Source organism: Trinickia violacea (genome assembly GCF_005280735.1).
Classification (GTDB): domain Bacteria; phylum Pseudomonadota; class Gammaproteobacteria; order Burkholderiales; family Burkholderiaceae; genus Trinickia_A; species Trinickia_A violacea.
Genome location: NZ_CP040077.1, coordinates 2,340,661 through 2,358,065, shown reverse-complemented (window position 1 = coordinate 2,358,065; position 17,405 = coordinate 2,340,661). Strand labels below are relative to the sequence as shown.

At 62.3% G+C, this 17,405-nt stretch carries 19 protein-coding genes; 15 read left to right on the top strand and 4 right to left on the bottom strand.

Features of this window, described 5'->3' with window-relative positions; all coding sequences use genetic code 11:
* Nucleotides 1-32: 32 nt before the first annotated feature.
* The 15 genes from FAZ95_RS10710 (at nt 33) to lhpH (ending at nt 13,106) form a co-directional block, all read left to right on the top strand.
* Nucleotides 33-1,313, top strand: coding sequence for an aromatic ring-hydroxylating oxygenase subunit alpha (locus tag FAZ95_RS10710; protein ID WP_137332424.1), 1,281 nt, complete (start codon nt 33-35; stop codon nt 1,311-1,313).
* Between the two features lie 15 nt (nt 1,314-1,328).
* Nucleotides 1,329-1,721 (top strand): hypothetical protein, encoded by a 393-nt coding sequence (locus tag FAZ95_RS10705; protein WP_137332423.1) that lies wholly within the window; start codon nt 1,329-1,331, stop codon nt 1,719-1,721.
* Between the two features lie 91 nt (nt 1,722-1,812).
* Nucleotides 1,813-2,166 carry a cupin domain-containing protein gene (locus FAZ95_RS10700; RefSeq protein WP_254699874.1) on the top strand — a complete coding sequence of 118 codons (354 nt, stop codon included), beginning with the start codon at nt 1,813-1,815 and terminating at the stop codon, nt 2,164-2,166.
* Nucleotides 2,163-2,537, top strand: a complete 375-nt coding sequence (locus FAZ95_RS10695; protein WP_137332421.1) for a cupin domain-containing protein — start codon at nt 2,163-2,165, stop codon at nt 2,535-2,537. Before FAZ95_RS10700 ends, FAZ95_RS10695 begins: the two co-directional genes overlap by 4 nt.
* On the top strand, nt 2,534-3,790 hold the full coding sequence (locus FAZ95_RS10690) for an NAD(P)/FAD-dependent oxidoreductase (protein WP_137332420.1): 1,257 nt from the start codon (nt 2,534-2,536) through the stop codon (nt 3,788-3,790). The genes FAZ95_RS10695 and FAZ95_RS10690 overlap by 4 nt, the downstream gene beginning before the upstream one ends.
* The gene (locus tag FAZ95_RS10685) at nt 3,791-4,390 is read left to right on the top strand and encodes a nuclear transport factor 2 family protein (RefSeq protein ID WP_137332419.1); all 600 of its coding nucleotides are present in this window, start codon (nt 3,791-3,793) and stop codon (nt 4,388-4,390) included.
* On the top strand, nt 4,387-5,271 hold the full coding sequence (locus FAZ95_RS10680; protein ID WP_254699873.1) for a dihydroorotate dehydrogenase electron transfer subunit: 885 nt from the start codon (nt 4,387-4,389) through the stop codon (nt 5,269-5,271). Before FAZ95_RS10685 ends, FAZ95_RS10680 begins: the two co-directional genes overlap by 4 nt.
* Nucleotides 5,265-6,203, top strand: coding sequence for a dihydroorotate dehydrogenase (locus FAZ95_RS10675; RefSeq protein WP_137332418.1), 939 nt, complete (start codon nt 5,265-5,267; stop codon nt 6,201-6,203). Before FAZ95_RS10680 ends, FAZ95_RS10675 begins: the two co-directional genes overlap by 7 nt.
* The gene (locus FAZ95_RS10670) at nt 6,200-6,529 is read left to right on the top strand and encodes a non-heme iron oxygenase ferredoxin subunit (protein WP_137332417.1); all 330 of its coding nucleotides are present in this window, start codon (nt 6,200-6,202) and stop codon (nt 6,527-6,529) included. Before FAZ95_RS10675 ends, FAZ95_RS10670 begins: the two co-directional genes overlap by 4 nt.
* A gap of 13 nt (nt 6,530-6,542) precedes the next feature.
* Nucleotides 6,543-7,568 carry an asparaginase gene (locus FAZ95_RS10665; protein ID WP_254699872.1) on the top strand — a complete coding sequence of 342 codons (1,026 nt, stop codon included), beginning with the start codon at nt 6,543-6,545 and terminating at the stop codon, nt 7,566-7,568.
* A 20-nt stretch (nt 7,569-7,588) separates the two neighbouring features.
* On the top strand, nt 7,589-8,290 hold the full coding sequence (locus FAZ95_RS10660; RefSeq protein WP_137332415.1) for a hypothetical protein: 702 nt from the start codon (nt 7,589-7,591) through the stop codon (nt 8,288-8,290).
* A gap of 195 nt (nt 8,291-8,485) precedes the next feature.
* A complete protein-coding gene (locus FAZ95_RS10655) occupies nt 8,486-9,322 on the top strand; it encodes a LysR substrate-binding domain-containing protein (protein WP_254699871.1) in 837 nt (278 codons plus the stop codon).
* Nucleotides 9,323-9,473: 151 nt separating this feature from the next.
* Complete coding sequence (locus tag FAZ95_RS10650) at nt 9,474-10,769, top strand: MFS transporter (RefSeq protein WP_137332413.1); 1,296 nt, start codon at nt 9,474-9,476, stop codon at nt 10,767-10,769.
* A 10-nt stretch (nt 10,770-10,779) separates the two neighbouring features.
* On the top strand, nt 10,780-12,039 hold the full coding sequence (locus FAZ95_RS10645; protein WP_137332412.1) for a metal-dependent hydrolase family protein: 1,260 nt from the start codon (nt 10,780-10,782) through the stop codon (nt 12,037-12,039).
* A 59-nt stretch (nt 12,040-12,098) separates the two neighbouring features.
* Nucleotides 12,099-13,106 (top strand): trans-3-hydroxy-L-proline dehydratase, encoded by a 1,008-nt coding sequence (gene lhpH, locus FAZ95_RS10640; protein ID WP_137334508.1) that lies wholly within the window; start codon nt 12,099-12,101, stop codon nt 13,104-13,106.
* A gap of 18 nt (nt 13,107-13,124) precedes the next feature.
* Here the strand turns inward: lhpH and FAZ95_RS10635 are convergent, their stop codons facing one another.
* The 4 genes from FAZ95_RS10635 to FAZ95_RS10620 all read right to left on the bottom strand — a co-directional run bounded on the left by FAZ95_RS10635 (nt 13,125) and on the right by FAZ95_RS10620 (nt 17,357).
* Nucleotides 13,125-13,709, bottom strand: coding sequence for a PqiC family protein (locus FAZ95_RS10635; protein ID WP_217497437.1), 585 nt, complete (start codon nt 13,707-13,709; stop codon nt 13,125-13,127).
* Nucleotides 13,706-15,325: a PqiB family protein gene (locus FAZ95_RS10630; protein WP_254699903.1), complete on the bottom strand. Its 1,620-nt coding sequence runs from the start codon at nt 15,323-15,325 to the stop codon at nt 13,706-13,708. The genes FAZ95_RS10635 and FAZ95_RS10630 overlap by 4 nt, the downstream gene beginning before the upstream one ends.
* 1 nt (nt 15,326) lies before the next feature.
* A complete protein-coding gene (locus FAZ95_RS10625) occupies nt 15,327-16,595 on the bottom strand; it encodes a paraquat-inducible protein A (protein WP_137332410.1) in 1,269 nt (422 codons plus the stop codon).
* A 162-nt stretch (nt 16,596-16,757) separates the two neighbouring features.
* The gene (locus FAZ95_RS10620) at nt 16,758-17,357 is read right to left on the bottom strand and encodes a TetR/AcrR family transcriptional regulator (protein WP_137334506.1); all 600 of its coding nucleotides are present in this window, start codon (nt 17,355-17,357) and stop codon (nt 16,758-16,760) included.
* Between the last annotated feature and the right edge of the window lie 48 nt (nt 17,358-17,405).

The window sequence follows — 17,405 nt, the reverse complement described above, 5'->3', positions numbered from 1 at the left end:
GCCACCCGCGCTCTTTTAGTCAGAGGAACAGCATGGATCGCACAGACATGCCGGCAACAACGCTCACAGAGCGTTACCCGGAACTCGGGACGGGCACGATCCCGGTCGAACCCTACATTTCCCGCGAGTACTACGAGCGCGAGAAACAGGAAATCTTCAAGAAGACTTGGCTGCACGTAGGCCGCGTCGAGGAAATCCCCAATCCCGGCGACTATTTCGTCAAGGATCTCGCCGCCTGCGATACGTCGATCATCGTCGTGCGCAACAAGCAAGGGCAGATCCGCGCGATGCACAACGTCTGCGCACACCGGCTGAATCAGATCGCCTATGAGAAGTGCGGCCACACGCGCAAGTTCTTCTGCAAGTTCCACGGCTGGGCCTATGACCTGGACGGCAAGCTCACGGGCGTGCCGGACGAGCAATGCTTCTTCGGCCTGGACCGCGAGCAGTACGGGCTGACGCAGGTGAGCTGCGACGTTTGGCAGGGCTTCATCTTCGTCAACATGGAAGCCGAGCCGCAGCTCTCGCTCGCGGACTTCCTGCGGCCGATGTTCGGAAACATCGAGGGCTACCCGTTCGACAAGCTCACGACTGGCTTCGGATGGAGCACCGTGGTCGATTGCAACTGGAAGCTCGCGCTCGATGCATTCCAGGAGGCGTACCACGTCGCCTATGTGCACGGCCATTCGATCGCCGATGCGATCGACAAGAGCGCGGGCGGCAGCATGCCGCCGCTCGACGCGCTGTGCGGTGAATTTCACCGGCGCCTGTCGCTCGCAGGCAACCAGAAATCGGTCTACGGCAATCCGAAAGCGGTCACCTCGGGCGGCGCCGCGGCCGAGGAAGCGCTTGCCACCGCGGCCAAGACTCGCCCGATTTCGGCCGCCGCGCTGCGCGCCGGCATCGGCAGCGCGAAGCACGACTTTCCGCTCGACGCCTTGCCCTCCGGCATCAACTGGACCAAGAGCCCCAATTGGCTTTTCGACATCAACGTCGTGTTTCCGGATTTCTACCTGTCGCTGCGCCCCAACTACTGCCAGGCCTACAACTTCAGGCCCATCGCGCACAACAAGACCCTGCTCGAAGCACGCGTCTACTACCCGGAGATGACCACCGCGGGCGGGCGCTTCTTCCTCGAATACATGAAGGTGGCGCTGCGCGACGTGCTGCTCGAAGACCTCAGCACGCTCGAGCGTACCCAGCGCGCCGCCGAGACCGGCGCGAAGAAACACATGATCCTCCAGGACCACGAACTGCTCGTGCGACACAACTATCACGTGATCGAACGGATGCTGGCCTCCCGCGCCGCCTGAACGAGACTCACTGCCATGAACGAACAACCCATTGTCATCGTCCCCGCCCGCTCGAGCCGTCCCGAGGCCGTGCTGCCCGAACCCTTCGCCGCGCTGCGGCCGTTCGTGAGTGTCTGGGCGCTGCCTACCGAAACCGAGCGGAATATCCGGCGCCATCAGACTCCGATGGCCGACATTGTCGCCTTCAGCGACGCGATGCTTGCCCACGTCGACGCGATCGTGTCCCACCTGAACGCCTTAGACGTGAATGCGCTGCCGGCTGAAGCGACAGCACTCATGCAGCTTCTGCTGTCGCTTGCCGAGATCGCGCCGGTCATCGAGTTTTACCGGCAGCCCGCGGTTGTCGACGGCTACGATCCGCGCCGCTTTGCGGCCGACGAGACGTTCGTGTTGCGCCCGGCTCTTTAAGCGGCTTAGCACTTGGAGATTGAAGATGACCCAATGCCGCGTATTTGCAATCGATGACGGTCTCAACGAGGTCGTCGCGGACGGCTTATACATGAAGACGCTCCGTGGCCAGTCTGTCAGCGTCGCTGTCGTCAAGTTCGTCGAGAAGGCTGGGCGCGAGCTGTCGGCGAAAGCGCATAGCCACGGCGAGGAAGCGTCGCTTCAAGTGAGCGGTTCGTGCTCGATTTTCGAGGTGGGTGCAGAAGCGGATCGCGAATCGGTCATGAACCAGGGCGACGCGACGCTCATCCCCGCGGGTTGCAGCCACTACGGGGTCAACCGTTTCGAGCCGGCGGGCGTGAGCCTCCGGCTGAACGTCGTGACGCCGCCGCGCGAGGAATATGGTCAGCAAGACCAGGCCACGCCCTATTACCCGCTGGCGGATCGAGATCGGGGGCACGCATGACTCACATCCCTGACAAACCCGCCGAGGATGGCGCCCATTGCGTACGCCTCGATGCCGGATCGCGCTGGTCCGAACCGAGCGTCCCGAAGGCAATGTATGCGGCAAGCGGCGAAGCGCTCGACGTGTCGATCCGCGTATTCGACACGGACGAATCGATCGAAGCGGCTGAGCACGCGCTCGGCGAGGAGATTGGCGCCATTCTCGACGGCGAGTTCGAAGTGGAGGCCGCAGGCGAGCGCTACGTGCTGAGAGCGGGCGAAGCCATTCTGATCCCGCCGGGCGCAACGCGGCGCTGGCGCTGCCGATCGGCGCGCGGCGTGGCTTACCGCGTCGTCGTCAAGATTCCAGCGCTGCCCGGAGTCTCCGCATGAACGCCCCTTCCCCCGTAAGCCGCGTCGCAATCGTCGGCGCCGGGCATGCAGGTGGCCGCGTCGCGCAGCACCTGCGCGCAATGGGACACGACGGCCCCATTGCGCTTATCGGCGACGAAGCACACGTCCCGTACGAACGCCCCGCGCTGTCAAAGGAACTCCTGCTCGGCCGAACGTCCCCCGACGATCTCGCCCTGACGCCACACACCTTCTGGACGAGGGGCTCAGGCAATGCCGGCGTCGAGCGTCACCACGCGCGGGCACAGCGGCTCATCGCCGCCGAACGCCGCCTGCTGCTAGACAACGGCGTTGAGCTCGAATTCGACCAACTCATCATCGCAACGGGCGGCGCGGCGCGGCGGTTCGCTCTTGAAGGCGCGGAACTGCCGGGCGTCGTCTACCTGCGCACCATCGACGATTCGCTCGCGCTCAAGGAGGCTTTGCGGAGCGCACAGTCGCTCGCAATCATCGGTGCGGGGGTCATCGGCATGGAAGTCGCGGCGAGTGCCTCCGAGCTCGGCGTGTCCGTCACGGTGCTGGAGGCGGGCGACCGCGTGATGGCGCGCAGCGTGCCGCCGGTGGTCAGCGAATGGATCGCGGCGCTGCATCGAGCACACGGCGTCGCGATCGAGACCGGGGTCCGGGTCGAAGCCATCTCGCGCGGCACCGGCGGGCGGGCGCTGAGCGTTCTGGCGTCGCGCGAAGGATGCACTAGCGAAATCAACGTCGACCTCGTGTTGATCGCGGTCGGCATCGAATGCGACCTCACGTTCCTCGACGGAACCGGCATCGCCGGCGCCGCAGGTGTGCCTGTCGACGCGTATTGCCGCAGCCCGGCCGCGCCTTGGTGCTATGCGGCGGGAGACGTGGCGAGCACGTTCAACACGCACTATGGCCGCAATGTGCGCCTGGAGACTTGGCGCAACGCCGAAAACCAGGCACGTGCGGTGGCCGAATTCATCCTTGGACGCACGGATCCCTACGTCGAAATTCCGTGGATGTGGACCGACCAATTCGGCCACAACATCCAGGTCGTCGGCCTGCCGGACACAGGCGATACGGCAATCGTCCGCGGGAACGCGGACTTGGGCCCGGCCACCGTGGTGCTGCTGCGCGACGGCCGCGTGACGGGCGGCGTGATGATCGACCAGGGCCGCGATCGCCGTTACCTGGAAGCATTGCTCGGCCGCGCCCCAAAGGTTCCGCTCGAACAGCTTGCCGATCCGGCGATGCCATTGAAAGGGATGGTTTGAATGAACGGCGAACCCACCCGCTCCACCACAGAACCACCGCAACACGACGACCTGGCGTCGCGTGTAGCCAAGCTCGAGGCCATCGAGGCGATTCGCGAGCTCAAGGCCCATTACACCGCGCTGGCGGACGCGAAGTACACGAGCGACGGCTACGGACGTGTCGACGAGCGAACCATGAGCGCAGTCGCCTCGCAGCAGGCGCAATGCTTCACCGAGGACGCGGTCTGGCACGGCGGCGAAGGCTTCGGCGACAAACGAATCGGCCGCGAGGCCTTGCGCCAATGGTTCATGCGGTCGCCGTGGCGTTTCGCGATCCACTTCTACAACGGCGAGTCGATCGTCGTCGACGGTGATAGCGCCCGCGCGAACTGGCGGCTCTGGCAACTCGCGCTGCGCGATGACGACACCAGCGCGGTGTTCCTTGCCGGTGTGACCGACGAGGCTTACCGGCGCGAGGCGGACGGAATCTGGCGAATCTGCGAGATGCGCTTCGCCGAGTTGCAGATGATGCAGGCAAGCGACCTGTCCCTCCCGCTCTCCCCCACATTTGCGGGGCTCGACGCGTTACGCGCCGGCCCCGGTTGCCCTGAGAGGAAATGATGCAGCAGCTTATATCGATATCGGACATCCGCTTGCGGGAGGACGAGTCGCCTTCGTGCGCAAGCGATCCGGTGTTCCCTGTCGCAGAGAACCTGTGCCGGGTGGTCAGCAACGAATGGGTCAATCCCGAATACAAACATTTGGTGCTCGACGCGCCCCCTACCGCGCTCACGGCAAAGCCGGGCCAGTTCTTCCATCTGGCGTGCCCGCCCGCGGACGACCAGACCGCGTTCCTGCGCCGCCCGATGAGCCTCTATCGCGTATCGCCGGATCGCGGTCAAATTGAATTCCTGTACAAGGTGCAAGGTGTCGGCACGCGCGGTCTGGCGTTCCTCGAGGCCGGCGATACGCTCGACGCGCTCGGACCGGTCGGCCGCGGCTTCACGCTGCCCGAAGGCGCGCAGCACGTGCTGCTGCTCGCCCGCGGCGTCGGGCTCGCGACCCTCGCACCGCTTGCCGAGTTCGCGGTGGCGCAAGGCGCTGCGGTTACCGCGCTGCTGAGTGCCCGCTCGCGCGGCCTCGTGATGTCGGCGGACTACCTGCGCGAAGTGGGCGCCCAGATTCGGATCGTGACCGATGACGAAAACAATAGCGACGTCGTGCACGTCGAGCAGCTGATCCGCGAGGTGCATGCGCAGCGGCCGTTCGACCTGCTGGCCACGTGCGGCTCCAACCGCCTGTTGATCCTGCTGCAGCAGCTTGCCAAGGCGTTCGGCATCCCGGGCCAAACCGCGCTCGAGCAACACATGGGCTGTGCGCTAGGCGCCTGCTTTGCCTGCGTGCGGGCGTTCCGCAAGCCCGGCGCTGACACTCAACTCACCTACCGGCGCGTGTGCTGCGATGGCCCGGTATTCGACCTGCAGGAGACAGTCTCATGGTAGATCTGAGCGTCAACATCGGCGGGCTCACGCTCGCGAATCCCGTGATGCCGGGGTCGGGCACGTTCGGCGAGCAACTCGCCAACGTGTTCGATCTGAACCGGCTCGGCGCAATCGTCACCAAGACCATCACCGACGACGTGCGCGAAGGCAATCCGCCGCCGCGCGTCGCCGAATTCCGGGACGCCACCCTGTTCTCGATCGGCATTCCGAGCAAAGGCGCCGAGCATTATGTGCGCGAGGTGGTGCCGTTCTACCGGCGCTACACGCCCCCTCTCATCGCGAGCGTATCAGCTAACACGGCCGAAGATTTCGGCCGGCTGGCGCGCAAGATCGCCGTGCCCGGCGTCGCCGCGATCGAGGCGAACGTGTCGTGCCCGAACCTGAAAAAAGACGGCCAGGCGTTCGGCATGGACCCCGAAGCGACCTACCAAGTGGTGCGCGCGATGAAGGCGGCCACGACGCTGCCGATCTGGCCAAAGATGACGCCGAACGCAGCCAACGTGGTCGAAGTCGCACTGGCCGCGCAAGAAGCCGGTGCCGACGCGCTCGTCGTCAGCAACGCGATCCTGGCGATGGCGATCGACGTCGAGACCTTTCGTCCGAAGGTCGCCAATTTGATGGGCGGACTAACCGGGCGTGCGACCAAGCCCATCATGCTGCGCCTCGCGTATCAGTGCGCGCAGGCCGTTTCGATACCCGTGATCGGCTGCGGCGGGATCACCGACGCGGCCGACGCGGTCGAGTATTTGCTCGCCGGCGCCACCGCCGTGCAGGTCGGAACCGCCAACTTCCTGTCGCCCAACGCGATGCCGAAGCTGATCGACGATCTGACCGCGTTCTGCGCGCGACGCGGACTCGCACACGTTCGCGACCTGATTGGCGCGATGCAGATGCACGAACCCATGATGCTCGAAAGGAGGGCCGCACTATGACTACCGTAACCGATACCTGGCACTGCATCGGCACGCTGGGCGACCTCTTCGGCGAGCGCGCTTGCAAGGGCGTCGAGATCGATGGCGTGAAAATCGGGCTGTTCCGGGTCGAAGGGATCGTGTTCGCGATCGACGACATCTGCACGCACGGCCAGGCGCTGCTCAGCGACGGCGAATTCGACGGACACGAAATCGAATGCCCGCTGCATGCCGGACTCTTCGACGTGCGCTGCGGCAAAGCCCTCACGCCGCCGCTCACGCGCGACGCGCGTGCGCACGAAACCCGCGTCGAAGGCGACACGCTCTTCGTGCGGCTCGCCGATTGAAAGGATGCCGACCATGACCGTCTCCTCGCTGCCTGCGGCTCACCGCCCTCGGATCGCCGTGATCGGCACGGGTGGAACCTTTGCGATGCACGGGCGGCACCGTTTCGATTGGGTCGAGTACGGCGAAAGCGGCGTCGTCCATCCAATCGGCACGCTGATTGAGCAAATGGGCGAACTCGCGCCGGATGTCGACCTCGTACCGATTCCGTTCCGCATGCTCGGCAGTACGGCAATCGAACCCGCTGACTGGCTCGAACTTGCACGTCTGATTGCAGAGCACGCGAGCGCCGATCCGACGCTCGATGGCTTCGTCGTCACGCATGGCACGGCGACCCTCGAAGAGACTGCCTGGTTCCTCGATCTCACCGCCCCGGCTCAGGCTTCGATTGTCGTCACAGGCGCGCAACGTCCCGCCAACACCGACGGCAGCGACGCTGCCGCGAACCTGCGCGCCGCCCTCGCGGTCGCGGCCGCGCCGGGCTCGCGCGGCGCGGGTGCACTGGTGGTGATGAACAACCAGATCTTCGCGGCCCGCGATGTCGGCAAGGCGGCAAGCTTCGAACTCGCGGCCTTCGAAGCGCCGCCGTTCGGCGCGCTCGGTTGGGTCGACGCCGACGCGCGGGTGATCTGGCGGCGGCGCCTGTGCCGTGAGCCGGGCCAACTGCCCTCGTTCGCTCTCGACGCCTTGGAGGCGTTGCCGCGAGTCGATATCGTCTTGTCCTATGCGGGCGTGGATCGCGTGATGATCGACGCATGCGTGGCGGCAGGTGCACGGGGCATCGTCAGTGCCGGGCTCGCACCGGGACGTCCGGCGAAGGGACAGACGCCGGCGTTGGCAGACGCCGTTCGGCAAGGCGTAGTCGTCGTCCAGGCGACGCGTTCGCCCCGCGGCTACGTGCCGCCACAGCGATTTCTCGAGGTCGACGGTATCCTGGCCGGGGGTGACCTCGCGCCGCAAAAGCTGCGCATTTTCCTGATGCTCGCGCTCACGCACACGAGCGAGCGCAGTGCTCTGCAACGCTTGCTGCTCGCAGCCTGAACTTCAGACGGACTTCAACGATGCAATTTTCCTACCTCGTCACGTTCGAAAACGCCGATCACGATGCGAGGATCGACGCCCGGGATTTCGAGTCGATTGCGCAGATCATCAGGGGCACCCCGCAACTGCGCCGTGCGCGCCTCTACACGCCCGAGTCTGCGAAGGATTTCTACACCGACGACGGCCCGTCTCCGCAGTTCGCGCTGCAACTCGATTTCGACACGCTGTCGGCGCTCGAAGCGGCGATTGCGGCCGACGGCCATTTGCAGATAGTGGCCCGTAACGGGTACCCGAGTCTTGCTGGCTGCGCCGTCACACAGCAAGCGATGGTGCGACGGCCGTTCCCGGTGCTCGATCCGCAACCGCGCGTGACACCGGGAACGTTGCCGTGCAGCTTCCTGGTCCACTACCCCGGGCACGCCGCCGACTTCGACGCGTGGCTCAACTACTACCTGGCGCATCATCCGCAGATCATGAAATTCTTCGAGGGTGTGCGCGAGATCGAGATCTTTACACGCGTCGACTGGATCGACGCGATGCCGTGGACACGCGTCCACTACATGCAGCGCAACAAGCTCGTGTTCGACAGTGCCGCGGCAATCACTGCCGCGATGAACTCACCGGTTCGCCACGAGATGCGCGCCGACTTCGAGAAGTTTCCGTCCTTTGAGGGAAGCAATATTCATCACCCGATGGCGACGACAACCTACTTGCTCGACTGATGCGTCCTCATGGCGTGTCGTTCGGCGTCGATCCACCGCAATTCTTCGGCGGTGGCGTTTCTACCATTTCTGATTCTCGGCAAAGATAGGCTATCCTCCGCTCGTGCAAACCTGACTTGCTCGCCGAGCACCATGGCCCTATCACCGCTCCCTCCACTCGCGTGTCTGCAGGCGTTCGAAGCCAGCGTCCGTTACTTGAGCTTCACGCGCGCAGGGCAGGAACTGCATCTGTCAACCAGTGCCGTAAGCCGCCAGATATCACAGCTCGAAGCGTTCCTCGGTCGGAGGCTGTTCGTGCGGGAGCACAACGCTCTCAGGCTGACTCCAGCCGGCGAAACCTACGCTGTGGACGTGCGACGGATGCTGGAATTGTGCGCAAGCGCGACGTCGAGCCTGATGGCCCGCGTCGTCAAGTCTCGCCTCACGGTTTCCTGCTCAGCCGGCATTTCCGTTTTCTGGCTTGCGCCGAGAATCGGCTCCTTTATCGATGCCAATCCCGATGTCGACCTGCGCATCATCGTGCGGGACCATTTCGGCGTGGTCTCGCCAGGCGAGTACGACGTCGGCATCTTCTATCTGCGCAACGCGGAAGTGCCAGGTACGCACACACGGAAGCTTTTCGACGAGCGGGTGTTTCCGGTCTGCTCGCCGACCTATCTGGATGGCCGCAAGCTCGCGCCGGTTGAACTGTTGTCCTGCACGCTACTGGTGCTGGAAGACGCGGAGCGGAGCTGGATGTCATGGCACAGCTGGTTTGAACGCACAGGGCTCGAACGGGCAGCGCTGAATCAGACGATCATCGTCAACAGCTATCCTCTTATCGTGCAGCTTGCGACGCACGGCAAAGGCATAGCGCTCGCATGGAACGGGGTGATCGACCCGCTTATCGAGCATGGCGCGCTCGTGACGGCGTCGGATGCTCACGCCACCATGGGAGGTTCATATTTCGTCACCTGGCCATCCGAACGCGCGGAGACCTCTGCCGTCCGTCGTTTTAGAGATTGGGTGATCGGTCAAACAATCCCTGCTTGACACCACTGCGGCATCTCTCCGGATACGGTTGCGTTTTTTGCAATCGCGTTTGCGAAATTAGCGTTAGCACATCGTCACGTCAAAAATTAGATTGGTTGCGTGACGATTCGCGAACGCTCACCTCGCTAGACGACATTTCGGAGAGGTCTTCATGGCAACGGGTGCATCAAACACGATTCTGGTTGGCGAACTACCGGTCCGGACAGTAACTCGCCGGCAGGCGATTCTGGCTACTGTCATCGGAAGCGGTCTGGAGTGGTTCGACTTCTCCGGCTATGCGTTCTTTGCGGCAACCATCGGCAAGCTGTTCTTCCCCGCAAGAGATGAGACGACGTCCCTGCTGCTTGCCTTGGCGACCTTTGGCGTGGGTTTCGTCATGCGCCCGGTCGGCGGCATCGTGTTCGGCATCTACGCTGACAAGAAGGGCCGTAAGCGTGCCCTCTCCCTTGCCATGCTCGTCATGGCACTCGGCTCGGCCATCATCGCCTTTGCTCCGACCTACGAATCCATTGGAATCGCAGCGCCCTGTTTGATCGTGATTGCGCGGATGCTGCAGGGACTGTCCGCAGGCGGTGAAATGGGTGGCGCGACTGCGTTCCTGACCGAACATGCGCCACCTGAGCGGCGCGCTTTCTATTCCAGCTGGATTCAGACGAGCATCGGTTTCGCCGTGGTCATCGGCAGCCTGACCGGCACGCTCATCACGTCGAGCATGTCCGTAGACTCGTTGACTGCATGGGGTTGGCGCATTCCTTTTGTCGTCGGCATGCTGGTGGCGCCGGTTGGCTACTACATCCGCCTGCGAATCGAAGAAACACCCGAATTCGTATCGGAGAAGCATCATGCGAGCACACCGCTGCGCGACGTCATTCGCGAGCAGCCGCGCCAGGTGCTCTCCAGCCTGCTGATGGTGGTGCTGTGGACGGTCTGCACGTATGTCATCCTGTTCTACATCCCGACCTACGTCGTGAAGTATCTGCATATGTCCCAGCGCGAGGGTTTCACGTCGGGCATCATCAGCGGCGTCGTGCTGATGGTCATGGCGCCGATATTTGGCGCGCTGTCGGACAGAATCGGGAAGCAACGTGTGCTCTCGATTGCTGCATTCGTCATTCTGGTCGCGTGCTACCCACTGTTTTCGCATCTGATCAAGTCGCCCGACTTCGCCACGTTGCTGACGTTCCAGGTCGTTTTCGGTGTGCTGATTGCTGCATACACCGGGCCGATCCTCGCCCTCTTCACGGAGATGTTCCCCAGCCGCGTCCGCACGACCGGACTGTCGCTGGCCTATAACGGCGCGGTCACCCTCTTCGGCGGCTTCGCATCCTTCATCATCACCTGGCTCACCCAACTCACGGGAGACGCCGGGTCCGCTTCCTATTACATCATCTTCGCCGCCGTGGTCAGCCTGTTCGGCACGTGGCTGATGAAGCCGCACCAGTCTTGAGGAAATACCCATGAGCATGTTGATACTCGAAGGGGTCAACGTCTTCGACCCTGCAACGAAAAAACGCCGCACGAATGTCAACGTCTGCATCAGCCAGGGAAAGATTTCGGCGATCGGAGACGTACCGGTGTCGTTCGCCAATGCACGTCGAATGCACCTTCCCGGGCGCACCGTGCTGCCCGGATTCATCGACCTGCATGTTCACGTCGTCGCTTCGCACACGAATCTGGGCGCCAACGCGCTGATGCCGAACTTCCTCGCCGCGCTCAAAACGCTGCCCATTCTGCGCGGCATGCTGAACCGCGGATTCACCACCGTTCGTGACGCCGGGGGCGCGGACTTCGGGATGTGCGAGGCCGTCAACAGCGGTGTGCTTCCGGGGCCGCGCATCCTGTCGTCGGGCAAGGCGCTGTCGCAGACTGGCGGCCACGGGGACTTCCGTCAGCGCAATGATCGGCTCGACGATGCCTGCGGATGCCTCGGCCGTCAGGGTGCCATCGCCCGTGTGGTGGATGGTGTCGACGCAATGAGACTCGCCGTGCGTGAAGAGATCCTCAAAGGCGCTTCGCAAATCAAGATCATGGCGTCGGGCGGGGTTGCTTCGCCTAACGATCCCATCTCGAACACGCAGTACTCGGAGGAGGAAATCCGTGCCGCGGTCCAGGAGGCGGAAGCTGCCGGCACCTATGTGATGGCTCACGCCTACACCTCCCGAGCCATCAGGCGCGCGGTCGAGTGCGGCGTCAAATGTATCGAGCACGGCAATCTCATCGACGAGGAGACTGCTCGCCTGCTGGCCAAGCGTGGTGTGGCTGTGGTGCCTACGCTCGCTACCCTGGAACGTCTCATGGAGCAAGGGTCCGCGCTCGGCTTTCCTGCCGAGTCGCTTGCCAAGATCGACGGCGCACGCTCGGTCGGCCGACAGGCGCTTGCCCTCATGGCGCGCGAAGGCGTGACGGTCGGCTTCGGTTCGGACATGCTGGGCGAGTTGCACGCTTTTCAGTCCGACGAGTTCGCAGTCAGAGCAGAGATCCTGGGCAACGTCGAAGCCATTCGCTCCGCGACCTGCGTTGCCGCCGAAATCACCCGCGAAGCCGGCTTGCGAGGCACCGTGTCGGTCGGTGCGATCGCCGACTTGGTGGTGATCGACGGTGACCCAGTGGAAGACATTTCCCTTCTGCTGGGACAGGGCGAGCATATCCCGGTCGTCATCAAGGCCGGCGTGTGCGTGAAGGAAGCAGGCCGGCTGCTCGAAGTCGTCACAGAGTGAATACGTTGCGCGCGCCTCCGGTGTCGCGCGTTGATTCTTTATTCGATATTTGTCACGGCATGAAGTTCAGCAGAACCATCAGCACGGTCGAGGTCCATACGGGCGGTGAGCCTTTCCGTATCGTTACGTCCGGTTTGCCTCGTCTAGAAGGCAACAGCATCGTCGAGCGTCGAGCGTGGGCGCGGGAAAACATCGACGACATTCGCAAGACTCTGATGTGGGAGCCACGCGGTCATGCGGACATGTACGGCGGCTACCTGACTCCGCCTGTCACGCCGGCCGCCGACTTTGGAATCATCTTTTTGCACAACGAGGGTTACAGCGACCATTGCGGACACGGCGTGATTGCGCTCGCAACGGCTGCCGTCGAACTGGGGTGGGTCACGCGCACGGAACCGGAGACCCGGGTCGGCATCGATGCGCCCTGTGGATTCATCGAAGCGTTTGTCCGATGGGATGGCGAGCATGCGTCAGGGGTACGCTTCATTAACGTGCCGTCGTTCATCTTCATGCACGACCTGACCGTCGACACGCCGACATTTGGAAAGGTAACCGGCGACATCGTGTTCGGCGGCGCGTTCTATTTCTACACCAGTGGCGAACCCTTCGGTCTGGAAATTCGCGAGTCCTCGGTTGAGAAGCTCAAGCAGTTCGGCTCGGAAGTGAAAATTGCCGCAAACCGCGACGTCAGGGTCGAGCATCCGCTCATTCCGGAAATCAACCACATCTACGGCACCATCATCCACGGCACGCCGCGCTTCCCGGGCTCGACCCAGGCCAACTGCTGCGTGTTCGCCGACCGCGAGGTAGACCGGTCGCCGACGGGTTCAGGCACTGCTGGCCGCGTTGCCCAGCTTTATCTCCGAAACCAGATCCGCATGGGCGACGAACTCGTCAATGAATCGGTGATCGGTTCGATCTTCAAGGCGAAAGTCGTCAGCGAGACACAGCTCGCGCAGTTCAAGGCGGTCATTCCGGAAGTCGCAGGATCCGCGTTCATCTGCGGATTCGCGAACTGGATTGTCGACTCGCGCGATTCGCTCAAGGGCGGCTTCCTGGTTCGCTAGGTTCCACTCCGTGTCGTTTCACTGACCTGAAGCAGACTGCATCGCTACAGCAATATCCTTGGCCACCGACGCGAGCGCCCGACTATGCGCCCTGATCAACGCATCGTATCCAGACCCGCTTACGGCCTCGCGAACAATCGAGTGCCCTTCGACTGCATTCCCCTTTGGCGGGCGCACCGACCAGATCACCGCCAACGTCACGTCGCCGCTGGTTGGCGAATCAAAGCGCTGTACGTCGACGGATACCCGATAGCTGTTGTCACTCGCACGCTGCGGAAACGCCGACGCGATGGAACCGGGCATGAGTTGCATGAGATCCGCCGCCAGCGTGCGCGCAATCTGACGCTTCAGCGGATCGGCCCAGCGAGCGAACTCGTCGATGGACACACGGTTCGCGTCAATCGTAGAGACGATTTGCGGTCGATCGACCAGCTCCGGAACCGTAACCGGACCGATCGAAATCGCAATCGGCTTGACACTCGGCCGCGGTTCGGCAACTTGAACGGGACTCAGCGTATAGAACCTGGAGGCCGGCGACGTCGCGCATCCCGCCAAAAGGGTCGACACGATCATCCCCAAAGCGAACGCACGATATCGGCTCATGGTTTGTCCTCGGTCTTGCCACGGATCAGCGCTTCCGGATGACGTTCGAGATATTCCGCCAACGAGCGAATGGAGACTGCCGCCCGTGACACCTCCTGCATGGTTTCGGCCGTGCTTTGCTGCAACGGAGAGTCGCTTTGCAGCGTGCGATTGGCCGACGTAAGCGCCTCTCGCGCGGCCGCCAGCGTCGCTTTTGCGTCAGGCGCAATATCCGTATTGATCGTATTCAGCAGCGTGTCCGCATCACCGAGCGTTTTGCGCAGGTCCCTGCTGATCCCATCAAACGGAATCTCATTGAGCTTCGCGACGAGACTGGTGATGGATTCCTGCAAGCCCTGCAAGTTACCCCGCACCGTTGGCAGTTGTGGTGTCTTTTGACTCCAGTCCACGTTCGTTTTCGGCGCGGCGGGGAAGAAGTCGAACGCGACATACAGTTGTCCGGTAAGAAGACTCCCTGTCCTCAACTGCGCCCGCAGCCCTTTTGATATCAAGTAGTCCGCAAACTGCTCTCGTTCCGGCGATGTGCTTCCAAGGTTGTATTCCCAGTTGTCGAGCGAGATCAAGCGCTCCGGATAAACGTTCACCTCGACGGGAATACTGAACTCCTTGGTCGCTCGATCGAAGTGCGCGTGAATCGCCGTTACCTCGCCAATGACGATCCCCCGGAAGTCGACGGGTGCGCCAACCGTCAATCCGCGCACCGACTCCTTGAAGTTCAACACATATTTATCGACGATCGTGTCATGCGGCTTCATCGCCTCAGCGCGTGTGGCAAACAGTTCGTACTGTTGGAGCGCCCCAGCCTCACGCCGGATGGCCGTCTCCGGCGGGTTCTCGAATGCAAGGCCGCCGACCAGGATCGACACCATGGATTCGGTGTCGATCTTCACGCCGCTCGTGTCCAGCGTCACATCCACTCCGCTGGCGTGCCAGAAGCGGGTGTCGTTCGTGACGAATTTGTCGTAAGGCGCATTGATGAAGACGTGCAGGGTCATTGCCGCGCCGTCGGGGTCAAGCGCATACGAGATGACCTGGCCGACTTGAAGCCGCCGAAAGAATACGGGCGAGCCGATATCGAGCGAGCCGATGTTGGCGCTCTTGAGCACGAACTCTCGGCCTGGCGTGCCAGAGGCCACGACCGGCGGCGACTCGAGACCGACAAAATTGCGTCGCGCCTTTTGCGAAGTCCCGATGTCCATGCCGATGTGAGAGCCGGATATCAATGTGCTGATGCCCGATACCGTGCCTCCCGCAATGCGCGGTCGAACGACCCAGAAGCGGGTATCGTCGACAAGCATGCCGGCAGCGCTGCGAGACATTTCAGCACTGGCCAGCACTGTCTTGTGATCATCGGAAAGCGCAAGACTTTTGATTACGCCAATGTCGACATTCTTGAACTTGATCTTTGTCTTACCGGCCTCGATACCGTCACCTGTGGCAAAGCTGATGGTGATGGTTGGGCCTCTTTGCATGATCGACTGCACGGCCAAGCCGCCCGCAATCAAGACGGCCACCAGCGGCACGAGCCACACGGCCTGTACTCGCCACCTCGACCGCTTCACAGCGACGGCTGTCGGAAAGGTTGCTGCGTTTTCGTGATCGTTCTGACCCAACACCTTATTCACCCTCTGACTCTAGTGCGTCCCATATCAGCCTCGGATCGAACGACGAGGCGGCGAATAGGGTCAACACGACCACCGCCCCGAAGGCGATCGCTCCAGGACCCGCTTCGATCGTCGCCACCGGACCGAACTGGACGAGCGCGACCAGAATGGTGATGACGTAGATATCGAGCATCGACCAGCGGCCGACAAGCTCTACTGCGCGGTAGATATGTGTTCGTTTTTGCGGGACGCTGGGGGAGCGCAGCTGCGTGCTCCAGGCGAGATACGCGAGTGACACGATTTTGAGCATGGGCACCACGATGCTCGCTATGAAAACGACAATGGCAAGCGCCCATGAGCCGGCGTTCCAGAGCAATACGACACCGCTCAGGAGCGTGTCGGATCGAGTGCCGAATACGGTAGTACTCACCATGACCGGCAGTAGGACGGCTGGAATGTAGAGGACCATTGCGGCCACCAGAAATGCCCAAGTGCGTGCAAGACTTCCGGGCTTGCGCAAGTGCAATACCGCGCCACAACGCGGGCAGATCCCCACATGGGCATGAGCGAGCGGCTTTGACACCAGACCACAGTCGTGACACACGAATAGACCGGCACGAGCCGCAGTCGGCGTCGTGCCACTCTTCTCCGGTACGAGCGACACGACGTTCTCATTTGACACGCCGTCGATATGTGCCCATACATCAGCCGGATTGAACGAAACAGCCGAAGCGGCAAACAGAACCATCACCGCGCCGAATGCCCAGATCCCGAAACCCGGAACGACGGTCGCAAAGTGCTCGAGTTTGACGATCGCGACCAGCATGGCGAGCATGAGCACTTCGACCATCCCCCAAGGCGTAACGTGTCTGAGTGCGCGCAGAACAAACTCGGCGCGGTAAGGCGAACCGCCCATATGCAACGGCAAAAGCAGATAGACCATTGCCGCGATGCTCAGGGAAGGCATCAGGATCGTCGTCACGAAGACAAGACCTGCCAACGGCCACATGCCGTCGCCCCACAGCGACGAAACCGCTCCGAACAGCGTCGTTTCGACAAATGCGCCCTTGACCCAAAGCTCGACGATCGGAAAACAGTTGGCAACCGCAAACAAGACTGCGGTAGCCAATGTGAGCGCCAATGCGCGATCGTACGTTGCCGGCAGGCTTCGATAGAGGATCGTGCGGCAACGAGGGCAGCGCGCAGTACCCGATTCGGATAGCGGCGCCTTCCACTGGAGCAAATCACATTCGTGACACGCGATAAGTTTCGCTTCATTCATCTTCGATATCCGGCTTCGAGCACGCACCCCACTGCGGTGCAACTCATGAGAGGTGCCAGGCTAACAGCGCAATTCAAGCTATAAAACCGGGTAGACGGTTTGTTTTTAAACCAGACTATCGGGCAGACGGACTCTGCCCTCTACATTCGCACGGGACGCTGGTCAGCCCGCGGAGCGCTTGGAACGACGTTTGGGAGGCGACGCCTGAGCTTGCCAGCTCTCTTCGTCGAGGAGCCGGCCGAACAGTCTGTTGCGAGCCGATTCGCTCAACGGCGACATGCCCATCAACGTGTGAAATGCGAGGCCGCTGGCAGCGAAGTATCGCAACAGCGACAAATCCGGATCGACCGCTTCGTCCTGCAACGCCTTAATGGTCTCGGCATCCGTCGTCTCGACGTCTTCAAGCAAATTCGGACTTTCGATCAGCGCTGCGAGACCGGCCCGTGCAACGGAACGCGGCTGTTTGATGGCTTCCCGGTAGATCGCGATGTGGGCCGCCAGAATCGGTTCAGCCTTGGTCGCGCCTTCCTTCTCCAGATAGTCACGCTTGATCTGCTCGAACTGCTGTCGCTGATAGTCAAGCAGTGCGCACAGCACACCGTGCCGCGTACGAAACTGATGCAGGAGCCCGCCCTTGCTGATGCCGCTTTCTCGCGACAGCGAATCGAACGTCAGTCCGCCGACACCGTCCCGCGTCAAAATGGTAAGCGCGGCGTCAATTGCCTTCCTGCGGGAAATCTCCGAACGGGTCTGGTTATCCATTGTCGATATTGATGATGTCGCGACGATTGCGGCGGTGGCGTTGGGGCT